The sequence below is a fragment of the Paenarthrobacter sp. 4246 genome (genome assembly GCF_040546855.1).
Classification (GTDB): domain Bacteria; phylum Actinomycetota; class Actinomycetes; order Actinomycetales; family Micrococcaceae; genus Arthrobacter.
The window spans coordinates 68,831-88,666 of sequence record NZ_JBEPOP010000011.1; the positions used below are offsets into that span (position 1 = coordinate 68,831).

General features: G+C 61.5%; 18 protein-coding genes and 1 pseudogene. 9 read left to right on the top strand and 10 right to left on the bottom strand.

Translation table 11 applies throughout. The features are described from left to right. Positions 1 to 329 precede the first annotated feature (329 nt). Positions 330 to 1,148 (top strand): cyclase family protein, encoded by an 819-nt coding sequence (locus ABIE35_RS18575; RefSeq protein ID WP_354517214.1) that lies wholly within the window; start codon positions 330 to 332, stop codon positions 1,146 to 1,148. Positions 1,149 to 1,202: 54 nt separating this feature from the next. Beyond that, positions 1,203 to 2,918 (top strand): thiamine pyrophosphate-binding protein, encoded by a 1,716-nt coding sequence (locus ABIE35_RS18580; protein WP_354517216.1) that lies wholly within the window; start codon positions 1,203 to 1,205, stop codon positions 2,916 to 2,918. A gap of 69 nt (positions 2,919 to 2,987) precedes the next feature. Here the strand turns inward: ABIE35_RS18580 and ABIE35_RS18585 are convergent. The 5 genes and pseudogenes from ABIE35_RS18585 to ABIE35_RS18605 form a co-directional block, all read right to left on the bottom strand. Next, positions 2,988 to 3,285 (bottom strand): annotated as a pseudogene (locus ABIE35_RS18585) (glycogen debranching N-terminal domain-containing protein); the annotation flags it as partial. Between the two features lie 417 nt (positions 3,286 to 3,702). Then, positions 3,703 to 4,746, bottom strand: coding sequence for an alcohol dehydrogenase catalytic domain-containing protein (locus ABIE35_RS18590; protein ID WP_354517217.1), 1,044 nt, complete (start codon positions 4,744 to 4,746; stop codon positions 3,703 to 3,705). Between the two features lie 46 nt (positions 4,747 to 4,792). After that, the gene (locus ABIE35_RS18595; protein WP_354517219.1) at positions 4,793 to 6,094 is read right to left on the bottom strand and encodes a four-carbon acid sugar kinase family protein; all 1,302 of its coding nucleotides are present in this window, start codon (positions 6,092 to 6,094) and stop codon (positions 4,793 to 4,795) included. A gap of 2 nt (positions 6,095 to 6,096) precedes the next feature. Continuing rightward, positions 6,097 to 7,362: a RuBisCO large subunit C-terminal-like domain-containing protein gene (locus tag ABIE35_RS18600; RefSeq protein ID WP_354517221.1), complete on the bottom strand. Its 1,266-nt coding sequence runs from the start codon at positions 7,360 to 7,362 to the stop codon at positions 6,097 to 6,099. A gap of 38 nt (positions 7,363 to 7,400) precedes the next feature. Continuing rightward, on the bottom strand, positions 7,401 to 8,411 hold the full coding sequence (locus tag ABIE35_RS18605; RefSeq protein ID WP_062065703.1) for a 2-keto-3-deoxygluconate permease: 1,011 nt from the start codon (positions 8,409 to 8,411) through the stop codon (positions 7,401 to 7,403). A 149-nt stretch (positions 8,412 to 8,560) separates the two neighbouring features. On the opposite strand from ABIE35_RS18605, the gene ABIE35_RS18610 reads away from it, so the two are divergent. Continuing rightward, a complete protein-coding gene (locus ABIE35_RS18610) occupies positions 8,561 to 9,421 on the top strand; it encodes a GntR family transcriptional regulator (RefSeq protein ID WP_354517222.1) in 861 nt (286 codons plus the stop codon). Between the two features lie 373 nt (positions 9,422 to 9,794). Continuing rightward, complete coding sequence (locus tag ABIE35_RS18615; protein WP_354517224.1) at positions 9,795 to 10,172, top strand: hypothetical protein; 378 nt, start codon at positions 9,795 to 9,797, stop codon at positions 10,170 to 10,172. A 216-nt stretch (positions 10,173 to 10,388) separates the two neighbouring features. Here ABIE35_RS18615 and ABIE35_RS18620 read toward each other — a convergent pair whose 3' ends face one another. From ABIE35_RS18620 to ABIE35_RS18640, 5 genes are all read right to left on the bottom strand, one after another. Beyond that, on the bottom strand, positions 10,389 to 11,180 hold the full coding sequence (locus tag ABIE35_RS18620; protein ID WP_354517225.1) for an SDR family NAD(P)-dependent oxidoreductase: 792 nt from the start codon (positions 11,178 to 11,180) through the stop codon (positions 10,389 to 10,391). A gap of 150 nt (positions 11,181 to 11,330) precedes the next feature. Beyond that, on the bottom strand, positions 11,331 to 12,143 hold the full coding sequence (locus ABIE35_RS18625) for a sugar phosphate isomerase/epimerase family protein (RefSeq protein WP_354517378.1): 813 nt from the start codon (positions 12,141 to 12,143) through the stop codon (positions 11,331 to 11,333). Between the two features lie 144 nt (positions 12,144 to 12,287). After that, the gene (locus ABIE35_RS18630) at positions 12,288 to 13,706 is read right to left on the bottom strand and encodes an MFS transporter (protein ID WP_354517226.1); all 1,419 of its coding nucleotides are present in this window, start codon (positions 13,704 to 13,706) and stop codon (positions 12,288 to 12,290) included. A 364-nt stretch (positions 13,707 to 14,070) separates the two neighbouring features. Continuing rightward, on the bottom strand, positions 14,071 to 14,613 hold the full coding sequence (locus tag ABIE35_RS18635) for a P-loop nucleotide/nucleoside kinase family protein (protein WP_354517228.1): 543 nt from the start codon (positions 14,611 to 14,613) through the stop codon (positions 14,071 to 14,073). Next, entirely contained in the window at positions 14,613 to 15,260 is a 648-nt protein-coding gene (locus ABIE35_RS18640) for a bifunctional 4-hydroxy-2-oxoglutarate aldolase/2-dehydro-3-deoxy-phosphogluconate aldolase (RefSeq protein WP_354517229.1), read from the bottom strand. The genes ABIE35_RS18635 and ABIE35_RS18640 overlap by 1 nt, the downstream gene beginning before the upstream one ends. A gap of 140 nt (positions 15,261 to 15,400) precedes the next feature. Here ABIE35_RS18640 and ABIE35_RS18645 point away from each other — a divergent pair, with 140 nt between their 5' ends. From ABIE35_RS18645 to ABIE35_RS18665, 5 genes are read left to right on the top strand one after another with little or no spacing between them, the layout of a single operon-like run. After that, complete coding sequence (locus ABIE35_RS18645) at positions 15,401 to 16,387, top strand: Gfo/Idh/MocA family protein (protein WP_354517231.1); 987 nt, start codon at positions 15,401 to 15,403, stop codon at positions 16,385 to 16,387. Next, positions 16,380 to 17,375 carry a LacI family DNA-binding transcriptional regulator gene (locus ABIE35_RS18650; protein ID WP_354517232.1) on the top strand — a complete coding sequence of 332 codons (996 nt, stop codon included), beginning with the start codon at positions 16,380 to 16,382 and terminating at the stop codon, positions 17,373 to 17,375. The genes ABIE35_RS18645 and ABIE35_RS18650 overlap by 8 nt, the downstream gene beginning before the upstream one ends. Beyond that, a complete protein-coding gene (locus ABIE35_RS18655; RefSeq protein ID WP_354517233.1) occupies positions 17,372 to 17,938 on the top strand; it encodes a VOC family protein in 567 nt (188 codons plus the stop codon). Before ABIE35_RS18650 ends, ABIE35_RS18655 begins: the two co-directional genes overlap by 4 nt. Before the next feature lie 3 nt (positions 17,939 to 17,941). Further along, positions 17,942 to 18,841: a sugar phosphate isomerase/epimerase family protein gene (locus ABIE35_RS18660; RefSeq protein WP_354517235.1), complete on the top strand. Its 900-nt coding sequence runs from the start codon at positions 17,942 to 17,944 to the stop codon at positions 18,839 to 18,841. Continuing rightward, complete coding sequence (locus tag ABIE35_RS18665; protein ID WP_354517237.1) at positions 18,841 to 19,833, top strand: Gfo/Idh/MocA family protein; 993 nt, start codon at positions 18,841 to 18,843, stop codon at positions 19,831 to 19,833. The genes ABIE35_RS18660 and ABIE35_RS18665 overlap by 1 nt, the downstream gene beginning before the upstream one ends. Positions 19,834 to 19,836: the final 3 nt, after the last annotated feature.

The following is a 19,836-nucleotide window of genomic DNA, read 5'->3' on the forward strand; positions in this document are numbered from 1 at the left end:
CCTTGGTAAATGCTGTGGCGTCCGTCCGGCCGGAGCGACGTCGTTGTCGCGGTCGGGACGGTTGAGGTGGGGCTTGGGCCCTACTGCCGAAGCGGATGGACTGTGATGGGCGTTACAGCTGCTAATTCAGTTTCTCCCTAAGCCATGAGCACGTCGAATGCCTGTTTTGCCAGGGGCTATGCCTTTCCGGGTAACTCGTGATGTGTGCCTTGAAAAGCTGTTCCGGACGGAGTGCGCGGGTGCTAACGTCGCTGCCACAAGACCCGTTTGACTCTTCACGGGCCCTGCCCGGGTCAAAGGGCAAAATCCCTCTATCAAGGAACGTACTCATGGAACGGAACAGCACTACGGACGTGCCTCAGGGCAGTGTCGCCCAGCTGGGCGTCGCCCATCTGCTCGAGGGTCTCGCAACACGATGGATCGACGTCATAGACCTGACCACCGAACTTTCCCACTCCACGCCAACCTTGGAACTACCCGAGCCGTTCGCGAACCTCATCGACTTCAGCCTCGAGGAGGTCTCCGCCTACAACCAACCCGGCCCCTATTGGAAGCATCACAACATTCATACGGGGGAGCACATCGGCACGCATGTGGACGCCCCGGTGCACTGGATCACCGGGCGCGGCGGCAAAGATGTGGCCAGGATCGAGCCGGCCCGCCTGATAGGGCCGGCCCTGGTCCTGGACGTGACCAAGGAGGTTGCCGCTGATCACGACTTCCTTCTGGACATCCACCACATCAAAGCCTGGGAATCCAACCACGGTCCCATCCCCGAGGGCGGCTGGCTGCTCATCCGCACCGGATGGGAAGCCCGGGCCGATGACCGACAACAGTTCCTTAACAATGACCAACAGGGCCCCCATTCACCCGGGCTCACAGTGGAATGTGCCCGGTGGATCGCTGAAGAATCCTCGTTGTCCGGCATCGGCGTGGAAACCGTAGGGATTGACGGCGGCGCCGCCGCCGGCCAAAAGCCCCCTTTTCCCGCGCACCACTTTTTGCTGGGTCATGACAAATACGGTGTCACTTCACTTCGTAACCTTTCCAAGCTCCCGCCAGTCGGGGCAGCCCTCATCGTGGCACCCCTGCCGATTGTGGGCGGAACTGGAAGCCCTGCCCGTGTACTCGCACTCATAAACGCCTGACGTGCGTCACTACGTCCAGACGTGGACCCTTACCTCCCTGAAGGAGAAAAACGCATGACACTTACAACCAGCAACCCCCAGGCCGGTACCGCATCCACGCTGGACATCTCTGGACCGGGCACTGCCAATGTGGCGGAACTCGTTGGGACTACACTCGCCAGGCTTGGCGTGGGTCATGTCTTCGGCGTGGTGGGCAGTGGCAACTTCGTGGTGACCAATGCCCTGCGCAAAGCCGGCGTCCCCTACACCGCAGCCAGACACGAGGGAGGCGCTGCGACCATGGCTGATGCCTACGGCCGCATGTCCGGCAAAATGGGAATTGCCACTACCCACCAAGGATGCGGACTGACCAATGCCATCACCGGCATTGGCGAGGCAGCCAAGAGCCGGACCCCAATGATCCTCCTCACCGCAGACACGGCGGCATCGGCCACCCGCTCCAACTTCAACATCGATCAAGACGCACTCGCCGTCAGCGTCGGGGCCGTCGCTGAACGGGTTCACAGCGCTGAAACTGCGGTGGCAGACACCGTACGCGCTTACCGAACAGCGGTTAACCAACGTCGAACAGTGGTTTTGTCCTTGCCCACCGACATTCAAGACACTCGGGTTACTGAAGATACACAGCAAACTGCACCCCTCGCTCCTCCGCAGCGCATCAGGCCAACCCAGGCAGCCATTTCGCAGCTCACAGGACTCATTCAGCGTGCCAACCGACCAGTATTTGTGGCAGGGCGCGGCGGACGGGAAGCAGGACCGGAAATTGCCGCGCTCGCAGACGAGGTGGGCGCCCTGGTGGCGACATCGGCAGTGGCGCACGGCCTCTTCAACGGCGACCCCTACAACCTCGGCATCTCCGGTGGGTTTTCTTCCCCGTTCACGGCGGAAACCATCTCAGAAGCAGATCTCATTGTGGGGTGGGGTTGCGCGTTGAACATGTGGACCATGCGTCACGGCACTCTCATCGGCGAGTCCGCCACGGTGGTGCAGGTGGACCTTAACGACTCAGCCCTTGGCGCCAACCGCCCCATCGATCTTGGAATCTTGGGAGATTGCGCTGAGACAGCGGCCGCGGTCCTTAATGAAGTGCGCTCCACTGGATACAAGGCCAGCGGATTCCGCACGCGAGAGATGGCGCAACGCATCGCCGAGCACGGCCGGTGGAACTCGGTGGAAACGGAAGACCTTTCCAGCGGTGAGACCATCGACCCTCGCGTGTTGAGCCGTGAATTGGACATGATCCTGCCGGAAAATCGCATAGTGGCCGTGGATTCAGGGAACTTCATGGGCTACCCCAGCACCTATCTGGCCGTCCCTGATGAGTTCGGTTTCTGCTTTACCCAGGCGTTCCAGTCGATTGGACTGGGTCTTTCCACGGCCATCGGGGCTGCGATTGCCAGGCCTGACCGCTTACCCGTCCTAGGTACCGGAGATGGTGGTTTCCTCATGGCGATTTCAGAACTCGAGACCGCCGTTCGCGAATGCATTCCTTTGGTGGTCATCGTCTACAACGATTCCGCGTACGGGGCCGAAGTCCACCACTTTGAGGCGGATGATGAGGACCTTGAGGTAGTGAGGTTTCCAACCACGGATATTGCCGCCATCGCGGCGGGTTATGGAGCGGCAACCGTGACGGTTCGGGGACTGGAAGACCTCACACCGGTTGGGGAGTGGTTGTCCGGCCCCCGTCAGGCACCGCTGGTCATTGACGCACGAATCGCCTCTGACGGCGGAGCGTGGTGGCTGGCCGAAGCCTTCAAGGGCCACTAACGCCTGAGCCGACTTGATCCTTCCCAGCTCTGTTCAGCCTGTTCTGCGAGTTTGATCAGCCACGTCGGGCACATGGGCGTCGTACCTCATCAAGCTCGTGATCAGTTGGATGGGTGACGTGGCTGCCCTGGCTTGATGAGCAAGCGATGGAGTACGGCACGGGTTCGCTGTACTTCTCCCGGCTGAACCCGCTGAACATATCCGGGTGGCGCCCCTCGGAGTAGTCGGCGGCATCGAGCAGGACAGTGGCGATCTATTGAGGCTCCTCCACGAATCGGTATCGCATCGGCCTCGCCGCGATGACGGCGTTGTCGTGCGGCAAGATAGATCGTTTGTGATTCCTGGCCGTGTTGTAGTTACTCATGTCGCAGCCTGTTTGGTCTTGGGCCCCCTCAGCCATCCTCGATCTGGAGGCACACAAATTAGCAGTAGGAAAGTGTGGACAAAGTCCACACTTTCCTACTGGGACTGGCTCGGACAACCGCCGGATTGGTCCGGATTCCGCATGTTTCCGCTGCTTCCCAGTGTTCCCATGACCCAGAATCCCGTTCGAGTCCCACCTCGGGCACAGCAAACCCCCTCGTGTGGCTGATCGTTGCCTTGTCAGCCGCGTCTGCGCACATCGTCCACGATAAAGACCCACTCCGACGTGAGAGTGCAGCCGCCATGGCCCGGCCGGTAGCGCAAAGGACAGTGGGGTGTGCTCATACGTGCACACCCCGCCTCTCCTCTAGTCGGCCCAGGCCGCGCAAAACGGACGAAACCCCTTGGCCTGAGGGACCATTTAGCCGAGGTTCGGGATGAGCAGGACTTTGCAGGCGTCTCCTGTGAGGAGTTCTACGGCTTCGTCGATTTGGCTGAGTTTCATGCGGTGGGTGATGAGCCAGTCGAGGTCCAATTTTCCGGAGTCCAGCAGCAGCAGGCTTTGTTCCCAGGTTTCCCAGAGCCGACGTCCGAAGATGCCACGCAATGTGATGCCCTTCTTGTTGATGTATGCCGCAATATCAACTTCCGCGGGGCGGCTGGGGTGTCCGACGGTGATGACGGTGGCTTCGCGGCGGACGGCTTCGAAAAGGGTTGCCAGTGTGCCTGGTGCTCCGGAGCATTCGAAGGCGACGTCGAATCCGCCACGGCGCCCGGTCAGTTCGCGGCAGCGTTCAACGATCCCGTCGTTGGGATGCAGCGCGGTTGCGCCGAGCTTTCCGGCTTGGGCGCGGCGGTAGGGATTGGGGTCGACGGCGATGACGTGGGAGGCACCCATGAGTAGTGCGAGGTTCACCACGACGAGGCCCACTGGTCCTGCTCCGCTGACGAGAACTGCCCTCCCCGCGACGGAGTAGTCGGCCCTCTGGATGGCGTGGACTGCGACGCCGGCTGCTTCAAGAAGAGCGCCGGATTCCAGGGACAGGCCGGTAGGGAGTTTGACGCAGATGTCCTGCGGCACGGCGGCGTACTGGGCGAAGACGCCGTCGATGTGCATGCCCAAGATGCCTGTGCGTTCGCAGGTGTGCGCGTCTCCTGTGCGGCAGGGGAAGCACTGGCCACAGGTCAGGTGGCTTTCGAGGGCAACTTGGTCGCCGACATTGAGGCCGGTGACGCCGGGACCGATTTCGACGACGGTGCCCGCGCCTTCGTGACCGAGGACCACCGGAAGGTTGAGGTTGAAGGCCTGGGCCGAGGGGGTCCATTCGTAGAGTTCGCGGTCGGTGCCGCAGAGGGAAGCCGCGCCGACTTCGATGACCACCGATCCCTCGGTTGCCTTGGGGTCGCCGGCATCGGTGACGTACGAGACGCCTCGTTCAGCTGCGTTTTTGACTACTGCCCGCATGTGGGCCGCCTTTCGATGGTTCTGGTGATGAGTTTTGTTGGGGGAGTCAGCGGGGGAGCTGGCCGGTGAATCGGCGCAGGATGTCTGTGGGGCCCACCTGCCCGCCTTTGAGCAGGAGCCTGCACCCGCCCACTGCGGAGTCGTCGTCGGCCTGCAGGATGGGGCCGGCTGTGACGAACTGGTCAGATACCCGCAGCTGGCGAACGCCCATGGCGATAAGTGCGTGGCTGGAGGTGTCGCCGCCACAGACGGCGATGTCGTGGGTGAGTCCGGCTTGGGCCATCCGGGCGGCGATCCCTCCGATTAATCCCCCAACGTACCCGGGGTCGGCCGGTTTGGTCGCGCCGTACCGGGGATCTCCAGGACCCCGGGTGGTGTGGACCACCACGTTGCGGCCCAACTGAAGGGCCTTTGAAACGTGCCGATCCAGCGCGGCCAGGGCTCCGGCGTCGTGACCCTGTAGTAGCTCAGCCGAAACAGGCGCGTCCTCCCAACCGTGGGAGACGGCGTCGTTGATCTGCTCTGCTGTGGTGCTGGAAGCGGAGGCGCTGATGGCCAGCACGGGTCCTGATGGCTGCTGCGGGCCCGAAGTGCGGGGAGCCTGGTCCGAAACAGACCTGGCGAGGGCCGCCATGATTCCACCGGAGCCCACAACAAGGGAGGGCCCGTGTCCATGCCGCTCGCGGGTCAGGGCTTCGGCGACTGTATCCATGTGCTGTTCGTCAACTGCATCCACCACGAAGGCCTGTGCGTTGTGGTCCCGTCGCCGGTCTGCCCAGGCGTCCTTGAACGTCCCGTCGTCATAGGTGGGCAGGTGAATGGCACCCGGTTCCCGGGCGGCGCTGCCGAGCTGTTCGGCGAGGACTTGGCGCAGGTCGGCTTCGGCCATGGGGGTGGAGGGATGCTTGGACATGACGGGGTGGCGGTCCAGCCGGTAGGTCTTGCCGGCGTAGCTCGCGTAGTGGTTGCTGAAGGCTGTGTAGCGACCGAACCCGGGCTGGGCCGGCACTACAGGGACTGGTCCGTGGAGGGGAAACTGCTGATGCAGCAACTGAATTCCGCGGCCGATGCTGCCGACGGTGGGGGAACTATCGAACGTGGAACAGACCTTGTAGAGCAGCACTTCCAGGTTCAGTTGTGCAATGGCGGCAAGGTCACGGGCAACCAAGGCATCGAAGGCCTCACCGGCCAGGGACCTGGCCGGTCCGGCGATTCCGACGACGTCAGCATCGGTGGGCAGCGGAGAGTCGCCAATGACGAGGACAGCTTCCAGCCCGTAGCGGTGGGACTGGGCCAGGACATCGGCGGCTCCCGTGAGGTCGTCGGCGACGAAACCGAAGGCGGGCATCTTCAGACACCTTTCCCGAAGGTTTGGACTGCGTGCAGGAGGGCGTCGTCCCCGCTGTGGGAGCGTTTGTGTGCAGCTTCCTGCAAAGGTACGCCGGCTACGGCAGCTTCCCAGGCCTGACGCAGGCTGCGCACCCCGGCCCCGGGGCCGTCCGGGTGGGCGGCGACGCCGCCGCCGGCGAGCATCATGAGGTCTGTGGAGCCTACGGCCTCGAAAGTGGGCCCTGGGGTGGTGACGTTTTGGCCCGAGGACAGGACGGGCAGGGGTGCGAAGGTCTGTCCCAAGGGTTGGAGCAGGCTGCGGATGTTCGCGGCGACTTCTTCGTCCAGTTCGTAGAACTTGCTTCCGAGTCCGCTGGCATGGAGATGGTCCGCGCCGGCGAGGCGTGCCATCTGCTGCCACACCCGGTAGTCCATGCCGAGGCCTTTGGACCGCATCGAGGCGGCGAGGCCGGCGCGGTGGCCGTGGATGGGAACTTCGGCGAAGCTGCGCAGCAGGGCCAATGCAGGAAGGCCCATGACCGGGATGTTCAGCATCACGCACCGGCCGCCGGCTTCGACCACCAGGTCATGGCGCCTTTTGAGGCCGGCGAGGTCCCCGGTGATGTTGAAGGCATACATGGTGGAGTGGCCGGTGACCTGCTCTGCGGCGCGGATTTCTTCGGTAGCGACAGCAACCCGGCGTTCCAAGGGCAGGTACGCGGGGTCGGTCATCAACTCGTCGTCTTTGATCAGGTCGATGGATGCCATGGCCAAGTCCCGCACCACGAGCCGGAATTCCTCTTCCGAAAGCCCGACGTTGGGTTTGACGATGGTTCCCACCATGACGCCCTGAACGTCGCTGATGAGTTTGCGCGTCCCTTCGATGCCGAAAGCCGGGCCGGGATGGGCGGCAACAAAGTCCTCGGGGAGGGCGATGTCCTGCAGCCTGCAAGCGTAGAGATCGCCCAGTTCGAAGAGGTTGCCGGCGATTGCGGTCTGGAGGGTGGCCAGATCGGTACCGATATTTTCCATCGGGAACTCGACTGTGACGAGCGCTGCGCGGACCTTCTCCGGGGTGGACCGTGACGGCAGTGAGGGGCGGCAGAAGCCGAGCTCCTGGACCTCTGAGACACGTGCGGCGTGCCGCTCCCGGATTCGGGCTGACTCGCCGGGTACTGGCATGAACGTGCCGCTGGATTGTTCGCCTGCCATGATGGCTGCGGCTTTTGCAGGGTCGATTTCCGACTCCAGGTAGTAGGTGCATCGCACCGAGCGCGGATCGCGCATGGTTTCTCCGTCCGTGATGGGGATGTACAAGGAAAGTCTTAGACAGCTGCTGGTACAGGATCCGCCGGCTGCAGGCCACCGGCCCGCTTCAAGGCCCAGGATGCGACGATTGGGGCCAGCAGCGCTGTCACGAGAACGGCCGTGGCGGCCTGGGCTGACGCGGAAGCGACGAAGGGTTCGAACCTTGGATCTGCGACGGCGACTACCGCAGGTACGGCGACGGCGTTGCCGGCCGTGGTGCCCGCCGCGAACCCGATACCGCTCTTGGACCCGCGCCGGAGGACGAACCGGTATCCGAGATACGTCAGGCCGCCGGTGAAGACCACGACGATCAGGCCGAGGAAGATCCCGGCGAATCCGCCGGTGAGCACGGTTTTCAGGTTGATGCCCGTTCCAACAGCGAAGGACATGAAAGGGATCACGATGTTCGGAACATGGTCCAGGGCCTTCGTCCACTCCCGGTCAACAGCGCCGATGAACAGGCCGATGATGAACGGGATCAGTGCCGCGGCGAAGGCGAGCACGGGAATATCGCCCAGCCCTGATGCGCCCAGGAAGATCAGGGCCAGGAACGGGCCATCGTCAAAGGCGCTGGCCACGTACGCGCCGGTGTCCCTTTCGTCGCCGTACTGGCCGGCGAAGGCCAGCCACAGGGCGCCGTTGCTGTTACCAAAGATCGCCAACATGGCCAGGATCGATACCCCCGCGATGCCATCGATGCCGACTACCAGGCCCAGGATCACGGCAATGGTGGCCGGGATCAAGGTCTTGCAGACCAAGACAACCGTGGTGGTGGATGCGGCGGCCTTGCCGCTGTGGCTTCCGGTGATTTGGGCTCCGGTGGCCAGGATCAGCACCGCGATCAGCGTCAGGGCCCCGTCCTTGAAGAGCGCCGTGGTGAAACCGCCGATTTTCAGGGCTTCGGGCGCGAAAGTGTTCATCAGCACGCCCAGCATGAGCGGGATCAGCATCATGCCGGCGGGCACCTTCTGGAGGAAGGCAAACATCGGCAACCGTGAACGACCTGACCTCAAATGCATCTGCGTCATTATTCGACCTCTCTACGTCATTGTATGTTCCAGCCGACGGATCAAGTCCGTACAATTAGTACGTACATTACATGTGGGATGGATCACGCGTCAAGGATAAGAAGAAGTCCGGGCGGGCTATGATGTGCTCGAACGCCAAAGGAGTCAGTGTGAGTGTGCAAACCACCGGGGGAGAGCCCCGGGAGCGGTCCAACGGCCTGAACCGTGCGGAAGGGCCGCCTCTTCATGCGCAGATCCGGGACATCCTTCACCGGCAGATCCTGGACAGGCCTCTGTTGCCCGGTTCGCCGCTTCCCACTGAGGAGGAACTCCAGAAACAGTTCGGCGTCTCGCGTAGCGTTGTGCGCCAGGCGTTGTCCGGACTTTCCGACCTCGGCCTGATCCGCCGCCAACGCGGCCGCGGCAGCGTGGTGGCCGCCGCTCCTGTCCTGCGAAGGCATCTGCAACAGGCCGGCGGACTTGACGAACAAGCAGCGGCGCACGGTCAGCGCCTCCGAACCCACGTCATCTCCGTGGAACACGCCACCCCGCCTGAGCCGGCGGTAGAGGCTCTGAATACCACCAACACCTGGAAAATCGAACGCATCCGCTACCTGGAAGAGACCCCAGTGGCGTTCATGCGCACTTGGGTTCCCCGTGACCTCTTTCCGCACTTCACCAAGGAGTTGCTGGAGAACGCATCACTTCTTGGCCTCATGCGGGAGCACGGCTATCACCCGGCAGGCGGACCCCGGCAGGTTCAGGCGGTGGCAGCAGATGCCGACCTTGCACAAAAACTCGAATCCAATGCGCGTGAACCCCTGCTCCTGCTTCAAGGGGTAACGAGTGACGCGCTCGGTCATGGCCTCGAATGGTTCAGCGTGTGGCACAGCCCCAACACCGTCTTCGACGTCGACGCGCAGGTAACCTCACAGCCAGGACGAGTGTCGCAGGATCACATCAGCCGCCTGCGGAGCCTGACGCGGCAACTTGAATCCGAACTGGCAGATATTGAACGAGGTGCCCGCTAAGGGCGGCGCCGGTCTACGCCGCACCGCATAGACGTGGCCTTGGCATGAGCCGCGGGCACACCAGCAGGCGAAATTCGACCCGGTTAAGGCACGTCGTGATGCGTTGAGCAGGGGTGCCTTTATTGGTGTTCCAGTCAGCGATGATGCCAGCGCCGAGCACCTGGTCGGAGTTGTTGAGCCCTTTTGGGCCCCGACCATTGAGGTGCGGTCCCTGTTTGGGTGAAGGGGGTGGTTCGTTTAATGCAGGGACGTCTGCCATGGTCCGGTTGCGGATCTGGGAAACTGGAAGTTCGCAAGCACCGTGGCAGGTTTATTGTCTGCGCTACTTCGATCTGTCCGGACAACCTGTCACCAACCCGACTGCCCAACTGACATGCGCAGCTGGGCCGTATCTGAAGACGTTGGCGATCGTGGGGTTCGATCCATTGGTTTTCGGCATTCAGGCTGGTGCGTATCCCTGGCCAGCCAAGTACTTGAAGGCGCTCCACGCTGGCGCATTCAATTGGCATCCGTGCTGATGCTGCGCGGCGAACGATGGCCGACGCTTCGGTCCTGCCCGAAATACAGCCGGGCCGTCACAAGACAGGCAAGCCAGCTCCTGTCGGGCCAATTTCTGTTCTTGTGGAAGAAGAACCGCGAAGTCAGTGGCGGTCCATTCCGTGCCATCCAAGATATTCTTTGCCATGAACACGGCGCCTCTTTTAGTGCAGCTGTTTGGGGGACGAGTGGTTTTGCTTTGGATTTTGAATAGGGTCGTTGCCGAGCTCCTAAATAGCGATATGCCGAAGTCTGTCGCTGGTCCACTGAGTGGCCGGACCCGTGGGTGGGCGAGAGACGGGCCCCGCCAGCGCAACGATGCATTACCGGCTTGTCGAACCGGGCATCCGCCATGTCTGGCGCAGCCGGTGGTGACGGTAGCGGTGGCGGGGCAAACCTCATAATCTGGGGTGTCTGTACAACTTGGGCCTCAGGGTTTGGAACTTGGCCGTCCCGGAATATGGCTCAGAATGGACTTTGAGAAGCCGCCATCGACACAAATGTCTTGCCCGGTGACGTAGCCGGCCAGCGGGCTTACAAGGAACTCAATCACATTCGCAATGTCCTTGGGATCTCCAATTCGGGCCAAGGGGATAATATTTTCCCTCGCTTTCTTGATGTCGGGATCCGCGTACATCTTTTCGGTCATCCGGGTGTGAGTCATGCCGGGGGAGACTACGTTGACGCGGATTCCTTCAGGTGCCCATTCCAGAGCGAGTGTTTGGGCAAGCATTGTCAACGCAGCCTTGCTGGGGCTGTAGGCGCCTGATCCAGCGTGGGGGATCTGACCTGACATCGACGAGGTGAAGCAGGCGGCACCCCGGCTCTGCCGCAAGTGCGGGTGGCTGGCTTTGGCCAGGAGCCACGCGCCGCGAAGATTAACGGAGAACATGTCGTCCCAGTCCTCTATTGTCACATCGCAGATCGCGCCAGGATTGGCAATCCCGGCATTCGCAATCAGTGCATCCAGCCCCCCAAACTCAGCCACGGCGGCGTCGACCAATTTGCCGGGCACCTCCGGGTCGCCGAGGTCTCCCGCCAAAGCGATCGCGGAGCCGCCCATTGACTCGATTGAACGCACTACCTGCTCTTGGCTGCTGTTTGTGTCGTGTCCTGCCACTGCTATTCGGGGGTGTTCGCCCCGGGCGAGAGCCGCCTCTGCAATTCTCAGGCAGGCGGATGCTCCAATGCCGCTACTGCCGCCACTAACCAATGCTCTCATTGAAAAGACTCCTTATACAGCGGTCACATTCGGGAATATTCCGGATCACTCCGCAACGTCCATTGGCATTGCGGCACGATGAGCAATGTGACGTATTGACTATTTCTCTCGTAGATCTTCGGCGGAAATGCCGTGATCTCAGGCGTTCGGTTAGTTTCCCAGTTCCCAGCCTCGATCCTTGAGGTCTTGCATCGCCGTCTTGAATTCCTGCAGGGGGTTCTCCTCGCGAATAATCTCAAGGACAACGTTGTCCACCCCGCACGTTTCCTTTACGGCCTTGCCGAGTCCGTTCCAATCGATCACTCCTGTGCCGATCGGATCGTGCCCCCAGGTTTCAGTGCCTGTATCTGAAACATGCACCAGGCCAATGGATTTGTGATGGGAGAGAAGGCTCTCTACTGGGTCCTCACCTATGTAGGCTGCGTTTGCGACGTCATACACGATCTTGACAGAGTCATCGTTGATCGTGCTGACGACGCCTGCCAGATCCTCGATGGTAGGCGTGAAGCAATAGGGGGTGTTCTCGAAGAGGAGACGCGTGCCGACCTGTTTGGCCAGCGGAATCAGGCTTTCCAGACTCTCATACATCCACCCGTAGGTTTTCTCCAGCGAGGGGGAGATCATGGGGCGGCGTGTCCCGGGGGATATGACTACCTCCGAGACCCCCCAACCTTCGGCAAGCTCAATCACTGACGTGATGTGCTCGATGCTCTTTCGCCGCATATTTGCTGCGGGGCTGGCGAGATTGATGTCGTATCCACCGGCGTTCAGAGACCTGATGGAGGCGCCGTACTCATTGAGCCGGCCATAGATTTCGGAGCGCTCCGCCTTGGAGATTTCGTCGGGCCAACAGTGCGGAGAACTCACTGGAACCTCAAAAATCCGGTATCCATTTCCGGCCAATTCCGCAATCGCATCTATGGCCGTGGACGACCATAGGTAGGAAAACGTATTGATGATCATGTGGTTCACGCGGAGGTGTCCTCTCATTTAGGTGTCAAGGTAGACAGCGTTCATCAGCAATTCCACTGGCGGGGCGGCCCGAGAAACTTCAAGGGTCGTACCCGCTTTGAGTATTGACGGGCCGCCTTTCAGGGGAGGGCGCGGCTAGCGGGTACTGTTGGCCTCGTTGCCGGCCTGCGCGGTGCTTGCCGCCAGGTGCTTGCCTTCGAGCACCTCCGGGTCGGTGAGTGCCACGGTGGAGCGGTCGCCGCGGTTGCCGGTCTCCGGAAGCGTGAAGTAGACGACCAGGCAGAGGGCGACGACGACGATCATGTAGACAGCCACGAGCATTGGCTGCCCGGCGCCAACGAATGCGGCAGCGATCAGCGGTGCGGTGCCACCGAAAACGGCAATCACGATTTGATGCGCGAATCCGATGCCTGACACCCGGACCGATGCCGGGAACAGTTCGGCCTGAATTGTCGGATAGACCGACTGCCAGATACCGAGGACAACCCACCCGGAGGCCGACACCAGAACGTATACCCAGAAGCCAGGCTGGTTGAGGAGCAGGAGCAAGGGGTAGAAGAGAACGATCATGCCGATGGCGCCGATGATAGGGAAGATTTTGCGCCGGCCGAGGCGATCAGAGAGTGCGCCGCAGACCGGCACGATGACCACGAGGAGTGCCAGCCCGATAACGCTGCCAGCCAGTGTGGAGGACAGATCCCGGCCGGAAGTCAGCTTGGCGTAGGTGGGAAGGAAGGTGGCCCAGGTGTAGTAGGCCACGGCCGGGGCAGAGAGTGCGGCTGCCTGCAGCAGGGCCTTGGGGTGTTCGCGAAGCAGGTCCATCAGGCGGGCTGCAGCGGACTTCTGATCGACGAGGGCCTCTGCTTCGAACTCGGGGGTTTCTTCTGCCCGGGCCCTCAGGATGAGGCCTACGATGCCGAGGAAGCCTCCCACAACGAAGGGGATGCGCCATCCCCACGCGGCGAGATCGGTGGTCGAGAAGGATGAGGTCACCAGTGCTGCTGCGCCGGTAGCTGCGAGGGTCGCGAGGCCGCTCGCCATGTTGGTGAAGGAGCCGAACAGGCCCCGCCGGTTCGCTGGAGCGTGTTCCACCATGAATGCGATGGCGCTTTGGCCTTCGCTGCCGGCCGAGATGCCCTGGATGACGCGTGCAACCAGGAAGAGGACGGGCGCCGCGTAGCCGATGCTCGCGAATGATGGTGTGAGACCGATGATAAGCGAGCCGAGCGCCATCCCGGATACGGACAGTGTCAGGATGAGCCGTCGTCCAAAACGGTCGGCCAGCGGAGAGACGATAATGCCGCTGAGTGGACGTACAACAAACCCGACCGCATAGGTCAGCAGTGCTGCGATGAGTGAGGCAAACGGGGAATCGCTGGGAAATATCTGTGACGAGAATACGGCCGCCAGCAATCCGTAGATGTACCAGTCGTACCATTCCACGAAGTGTCCGATGGTGCCGGCGACCATATTAAGGGTGCGGCGAGGGTGCTTCGTCGCTTCGGGAAGTTCCGAAGCGGCCAGTCCGCTGTCGGCTTCTTTTGAGGTCTTCATTGAACTCTCCATATTTCACAATTGTTGCAGAGGGGGATTTGAAAAGTCCCGGACACTTCGGTGCTACGGTCAGGCCCGGCCATTGATCCGCTCGAGGGACAACGGCTGTCAAGAACAACGATGGCTTGAGTGCTCGTGGCTGTGCCGGACGTCAAATCGAAGGAGCTTCCTCAGCCCCTGCCTCTGCAAATGAGATCGGTTGCTGAGATCGGTTGCAGACAACGATACGGATGTAATGTGATCCTTGTCAACGTCTCCACGATGTTGCGGGGGAGATTTTCGATGAGTTAGTGGGGTGTGCGCACAGCGAGGCTTCGGTGGTACCGGCGCCTATGAGGTGCCGGTTGCAACAGGCTTGGATTCTTCACGGCGCGTGAAGGGGCGCCTCGTTGTCGAAGTCCTGGTATTTCACTCCGGACCAGGTGCACTCCAAGCGGCCATAGAGGGACCAGTAATCATCCCAGTGGGCAAGTTTCCACTGATCCCGTTCCAGTCCGCGGTGGATAAGACGCGCACGCAAAACGTCTTTAGGTACCCGTACCCGGACGACAGTGATCGCGGACGGTGGCCATTGGAAGCTTTCCGCCGCGCGGGTCACATAGCCGGGGTCCCCGAAATAGGACCCAAAGGGCGCATCGAGGACTACTGACCGGCCGAGGCGCAAGTTGACTCCTGCAACATCCATGAGGGTTTCGTACTCAAGGGGAAGCAAGTTATCGCGGTAGTAGTCGCTGGACTCCCTGTCTGTGGGATCGTGTCCGGTGGCGGTCAGGGCGAACTCAACAAACCGGCCACTGACCCGGTCCTTATCCAGATATGCCGCTTGGTGCTTCTCTGCCGTTTGCTGGGCAATTGTCGTTTTTCCTGAGCCCGCCGGCCCAATGACAATGAAGACTTTGGGAGACATTAGCGGCGGGCCTCTGATACCGCGGCGAGGAATGCCCGGGCTGCTTCGCTGACGCGGGTAAAGTCGCCGTCCGGCTGCCACGCCTTGGTCACGTAGCTGCCCACCCCGACCCCTGCCACGCCGGCGGCAAACCACTCGCCGACGTTGTCCAGAGTTACGCCGCCTGCCGGCATGATGGGCAGGTGCGCCAGTGGAGCCAGCACTGCTTTGGCGTAGGCGACTCCGCCGGCCTCCGTGGGGAAGAGTTTGAGGATGTCGGCGCCTGCTTCGGCGGTCTGGACGAGCTCGGTTGGTGTGTATGCCCCGCTGATTGTGGGCACCTGGTACCGGTTGGCTGTTCTGATCATCGCGGGGTTCAGTTGGGGGCTGACCAGGAACTCAGCGCCCGCGCGAATGCACTCGTACGCGGAATGCTCATCAAGCACTGTGCCGGCTCCGATTGCCACGCCGTGAGGTGCGTGCTTTGCGGCCAGCCGGCGGATCACGTCAACTGCCCCTGGAATTGACAGGGTGATCTCCAGGGCCCGGAAGCCTCCGTCGATGGCAGCTTCCGCGACCTGCTCAGCAAGTTCAGCACTGTCCAGGCGCACGATGAGGACGGCTCCTGATTCGTGGATGGTCTGCAGCGTGCGGAGTTTCTTGTTCATACTGGCCTCTCTCTGGCCGGGTGGTGTCATCTTCACGTTTGGCCCGGCTGAATTGATGTTTCGTTGACAAACTCTCCCACCATCCATAGTGTTATTGCAACCGATCTCAGCAACCGATCTCATACAAGGGGGTATTGCGGTTGACTCATGTACGAACAATTGTTCTGGGCGCTTCCCACTGGCATGTTCCACTCTGCGCGCAAGCTATCGCTGAAGAACACGACGTGGTTGGAGTGGGCGACGAGGATGTATCCCGTGTCCAGGTGAAGGAACTGGCCTCTCAATGGGGGGCAAAGGCTGAAGCTGACTGGCAGAGGCTGGTTGATCTGCCAGACATCGGCCTCGCATATATCTTTGGTCCCCACGACGGTATGGCAGAAAAATGTCTGGCCTTGATTGAGCGGGGAATTCCGTTCGTTGTGGAAAAGCCCTTGGGTACCTCCCTTGACGAGCTCTCGAGAGTCCACCAGGCCGCAGAATCAGCCGGTGTGCCAGCCACTATTCCGCTGGTTCAGCGCGGTGGACCCACGGAGAAGTGGCTAGCCAAGGCAGGCCGCCCCAGCTATCAGCGAGCTTCATTTATTGCTGGTCCACCGTCACGGTATCTGGACAATGCCAATCCTTGGATGACCGATCCGGTCAGGGCCGGGGGAGGATGCTTGGCGAACCTCGGCCCGCATTTCGTCGATCTGTTTCTCCGAGGTTGCGATGAGCAGGCAGCTCACGTGGATTCGCGCCTCTCTTCAACGCTTCACCGCCAAGCCGTTGAGGATCACGCCAGTCTCATCATTACGACGCCGGAGGGCCGGGAAGCCATCGTGGAAGTTGGCTACGCATTCCCTGGCTCGCCGTTGAAACGGTATTGCAGCTTCACCTCGGTCGGTGAGGCCGGATTCGCCTCCGTTAATTCTGATGGCACCGCTACCTTTACCGCGTTGGACGGAACTACGGAGACCGACGAAATCAACGTGGACAGCGACCCGCTCTACGATCCCTTTGTGCGGAACGTCGCCCGGACGCTGGAAGATGGATTCCGGGGCCTGCCCACGCTGGCCCAGCTCGAAGATGTCATGCGCCCCATTTGGCAGGCCTATGACCACCAGCACGGAGGAAACAAACATGCCTGACTTGAGTATCGACGTCGTTGCAAAAGCTGCCGGTGTCCACCGTTCGACTGTCTCCCGGGCGTTCTCACGTCCTGAGGCGGTGAAGAGTGAAACGCGCGAGCACATCCTCCGGGTTGCCGAAGGGCTCGGCTACACCATGAGTCCTCTGGCGCAGGCACTGCGTCGAAAGACCAGCAACATCATCCCTCTGATCGTCCCTGACATTACGAACCCGTTCTTTGCAGAACTTGCCAAGACGATGACGCAGGCAGCTGACGAGCGCGGCTACCAACTCATGCTTTGCGTCACCAATGGTGACCCGGCCAAATCGGATGGATACTTCACAGCCATGCAGGCGATGTATGCCCCGTTCGGGATTGTGGCACCCTCCACGAAGGTGGATAGCGAGGCGCTGAAGCGTTTTGCCTTCGGCCATAAGGTGGTGGTGATTGACCGCGTGGAAGGTGACGATTCCGTTCCAACAGTCACGGTCGACAGTCGCAAGGGAATCATGTTGGCGCTGGATCATCTGCATTCCTTGGGACACACTTCAATCGGCTATGTATCCGGTATCGCCGGGACGCACACGGCCCAGGACCGGATGGACGCCTATCTGGAACTCACCGCGCAAAGCGGCAGCAAACCGGTCGTGCTGGACAGCGGCTCAGATCTGGATGCGGGCACGCGCGGGGCAGAGCATTTCCTGGAGATGGACAATCCGCCCTCTGCGATCATTGCGGCCAATGACATGGTGGCCTTTGCAGTGATTTCGGCGCTCGGCCGAAGTGGCCTGCGGGTACCGGACGATGTGTCGGTCATCGGGTTCGATGGGCTCGCTCTCGGTGCCCGGTTCAACCCTCCCCTGACAACAGTGCGGCAGCCGATCGCTGACATGGGACATATCGCGATCGAACTGGCGGAGAAGCAGAATGGTGATGGTTCGGTGGACCATATTGTCCTGGAACCCGAGCTCCTGGTCCGTGGCTCCACCTCGGAGCTCCGAAAATGAGCGGGGGTGGGGAACCGACGTTCCGACGCCTGCCGGGGGTCCAACACACGGACCACGTCGGCCTGACGGTTCCAAACCTTGAAGAAGGCATCCGGTTCTTCGTCGAGGTCCTCGGAGCCGAAGAGCTGTACCGCTCCGAACGCGGGCCCGACGAAGAGTTCATGCCCACAAACTTCGACGTCCCATCAGATGCAAAGCTGACGCTCGCCATGCTTCGCCTGCCACCGAACCTTAACATCGAGCTCTTCGAGTGGAACAGTGCTGACCGGCGGGAGACGCCACCGAGGCATTGCGACGCCGGGGGGCACCACCTGTGCTTCGTCGTGAACGACGTCGATGAAGCAATTACAGTGCTACAGCAAACACCCGGAGTGCGCGTACTCGGGGACCGCAAGGAAGTCGCTGGTGATAGTCCCCGTGTAGCCGGCAACCGCTGGACCTACTTTGTTACCCCCTGGGGACTGCTGATGGAAATCGTGGACCGATCCCGAGTCGCAGCACCGCCCCCGCTGGTCGGTCCCGCGGACTGGACGGCAGCTCCAAACACTTTAGAAAGGACATGAACAATGCGGCTAGCGGGTCACACACTAGGTACCCCGAACCACACGGTTCCCCAAGCTCTCCAACTCTTCCGGGCGGCAGGGCTCGATGCCGCCGAGGTCATCTATCAGGATGACTACAAGTCCGGTTTGCCCCTGGGGGACCGGCGCTCGGCAATGGAGGCTTTGAAAGCGGCAGAAGGTGAAGGCGTACCCATCGTTGGTCTGACGCCTTACACCACCGCCATCAACTCACTGGAGGACACCGAATGGCACAAAGCCGTTGACGAATTCCGTGGGGCCATTGATACCGCCCACCTGCTCGGCGCTGACCGGGTCCGTGTCTATGCTGGTTCCTGGCACGCCGGAGACACCGATCACGCCGCGCGGTGGGGACAGTTGCGAAAAGCCTTGGAGACCCTCGCCCCCGAAGCCCAGCAGGCCGGCGTCCGCCTCTGCGTGGAGAACCACTTCGGCACCATGACCCAGACGGCAGCGGACACAGCGGCCCTGGTTCGGGAAATTGCGCTGCCGTCCGTCCGTGTTCTCTATGACCAGGCGAACCTGACTTTCACGCACGACGAAAACTACGAAGAAGCCTTCGCTGTTCAGGGAGACCTGATCGGTCACGTCCATGTGAAAGACCTTGTCTTCACAGATCCCAACGCAGCCTTTCGTGCCACAGAAACAGCCAGAGTCAACGCCTCAGAGCGGGCAGTCCGTTCCCGCGTTGTCGGAAGCGGCGTTATCCCGTGGACCCAGATCCTCGCCGCGCTGCTTCAGCACGGATATGACGACGTACTGAGCATCGAGCTTGAATATCGCTGGCACCCGCAGGACCTTCCGGCTCCTGAAGTCGGTTTCCGGGAGTCCGTCGCCGTCCTGCGCTCAATGCTCTCTGATCCGGCCAAAGTAAGGAATGCCTGATGAAAAGCAACCGCCTCCGTGTCGGAGTTATCGGTGCCGGCAACATCGCCACCATTGCCCAGCTGCCCACCCTCGTTCAACGTGATGACGTTGAACTGGCTGCCCTGGTTTCCCGGCGTGAAGATCCCAGCAGCCTGGTCCGGCGCTGGGGCTTCCACGCCGCTTACAAGACAGTGGAGGAGATGCTGGCCGCGCAGGAACTGGATGCAGTGTTCGTGCTGACCCCGCGCTCCGAGCACGCCCACGCCGTCGAGCTTTGCCTCAACCGCGACGTGGACGTGTTCTGCGAGAAACCGCTAGCCCCAGCGACAGATGAGGCAGAGCATCTGGCAGACCTCGCCGACGAGCGGGGACGGATACTCATGGTTGACTTCAACCGGCGCTATGCACCCGTCTACACGGCCGGCCGGGAGGCTTTTGGCGACAAAGGCGCCACCTTCTGCGTTGCCCAGAAGAACCGCCCTGGATCCGAATACCGTGCAACGTTCGAGAACGCCATCCACATGGTCGATCTCCTGCGCTGGTACTGCGGGGGCGACCCTGAGCACGTGGCCGCCCACGCTGCTGGTGAAGATCCTTGGGAAGAAGACGGAATCGCAGCGACCATCCGCTTCAGCACCGGCAACACCGGCGTCCTGATGGCAGCCCGAACAGCGGGAGCATGGAACGAGAAGCTGGACGCGTACGGTGACGGGAAGACCGTCGAAGTCAGGGCGCCCGAGACAGTTTCCACCACCATCAACGGCGTCACCACTTCACGGGAACTGAGTGCAGAAGCGTACGGCTGGGCTACGGCGACAGACACGCTGGGATTCTCGGCCGCCGTTCACCATTTCCTGGATCGGGTCGGCGACCGGGCCCAGCCACTTACTTCAGGTCGCGAAGCTGTTCGCACCCAGCGCCTGCTGGACCAGATCCTCGCCGCGGCTGGCCTGCCCACAGAGGAGCAAACTGGGCGCGAGTGGGCGAGCCACGCAGTTAACGCACGCTGAACT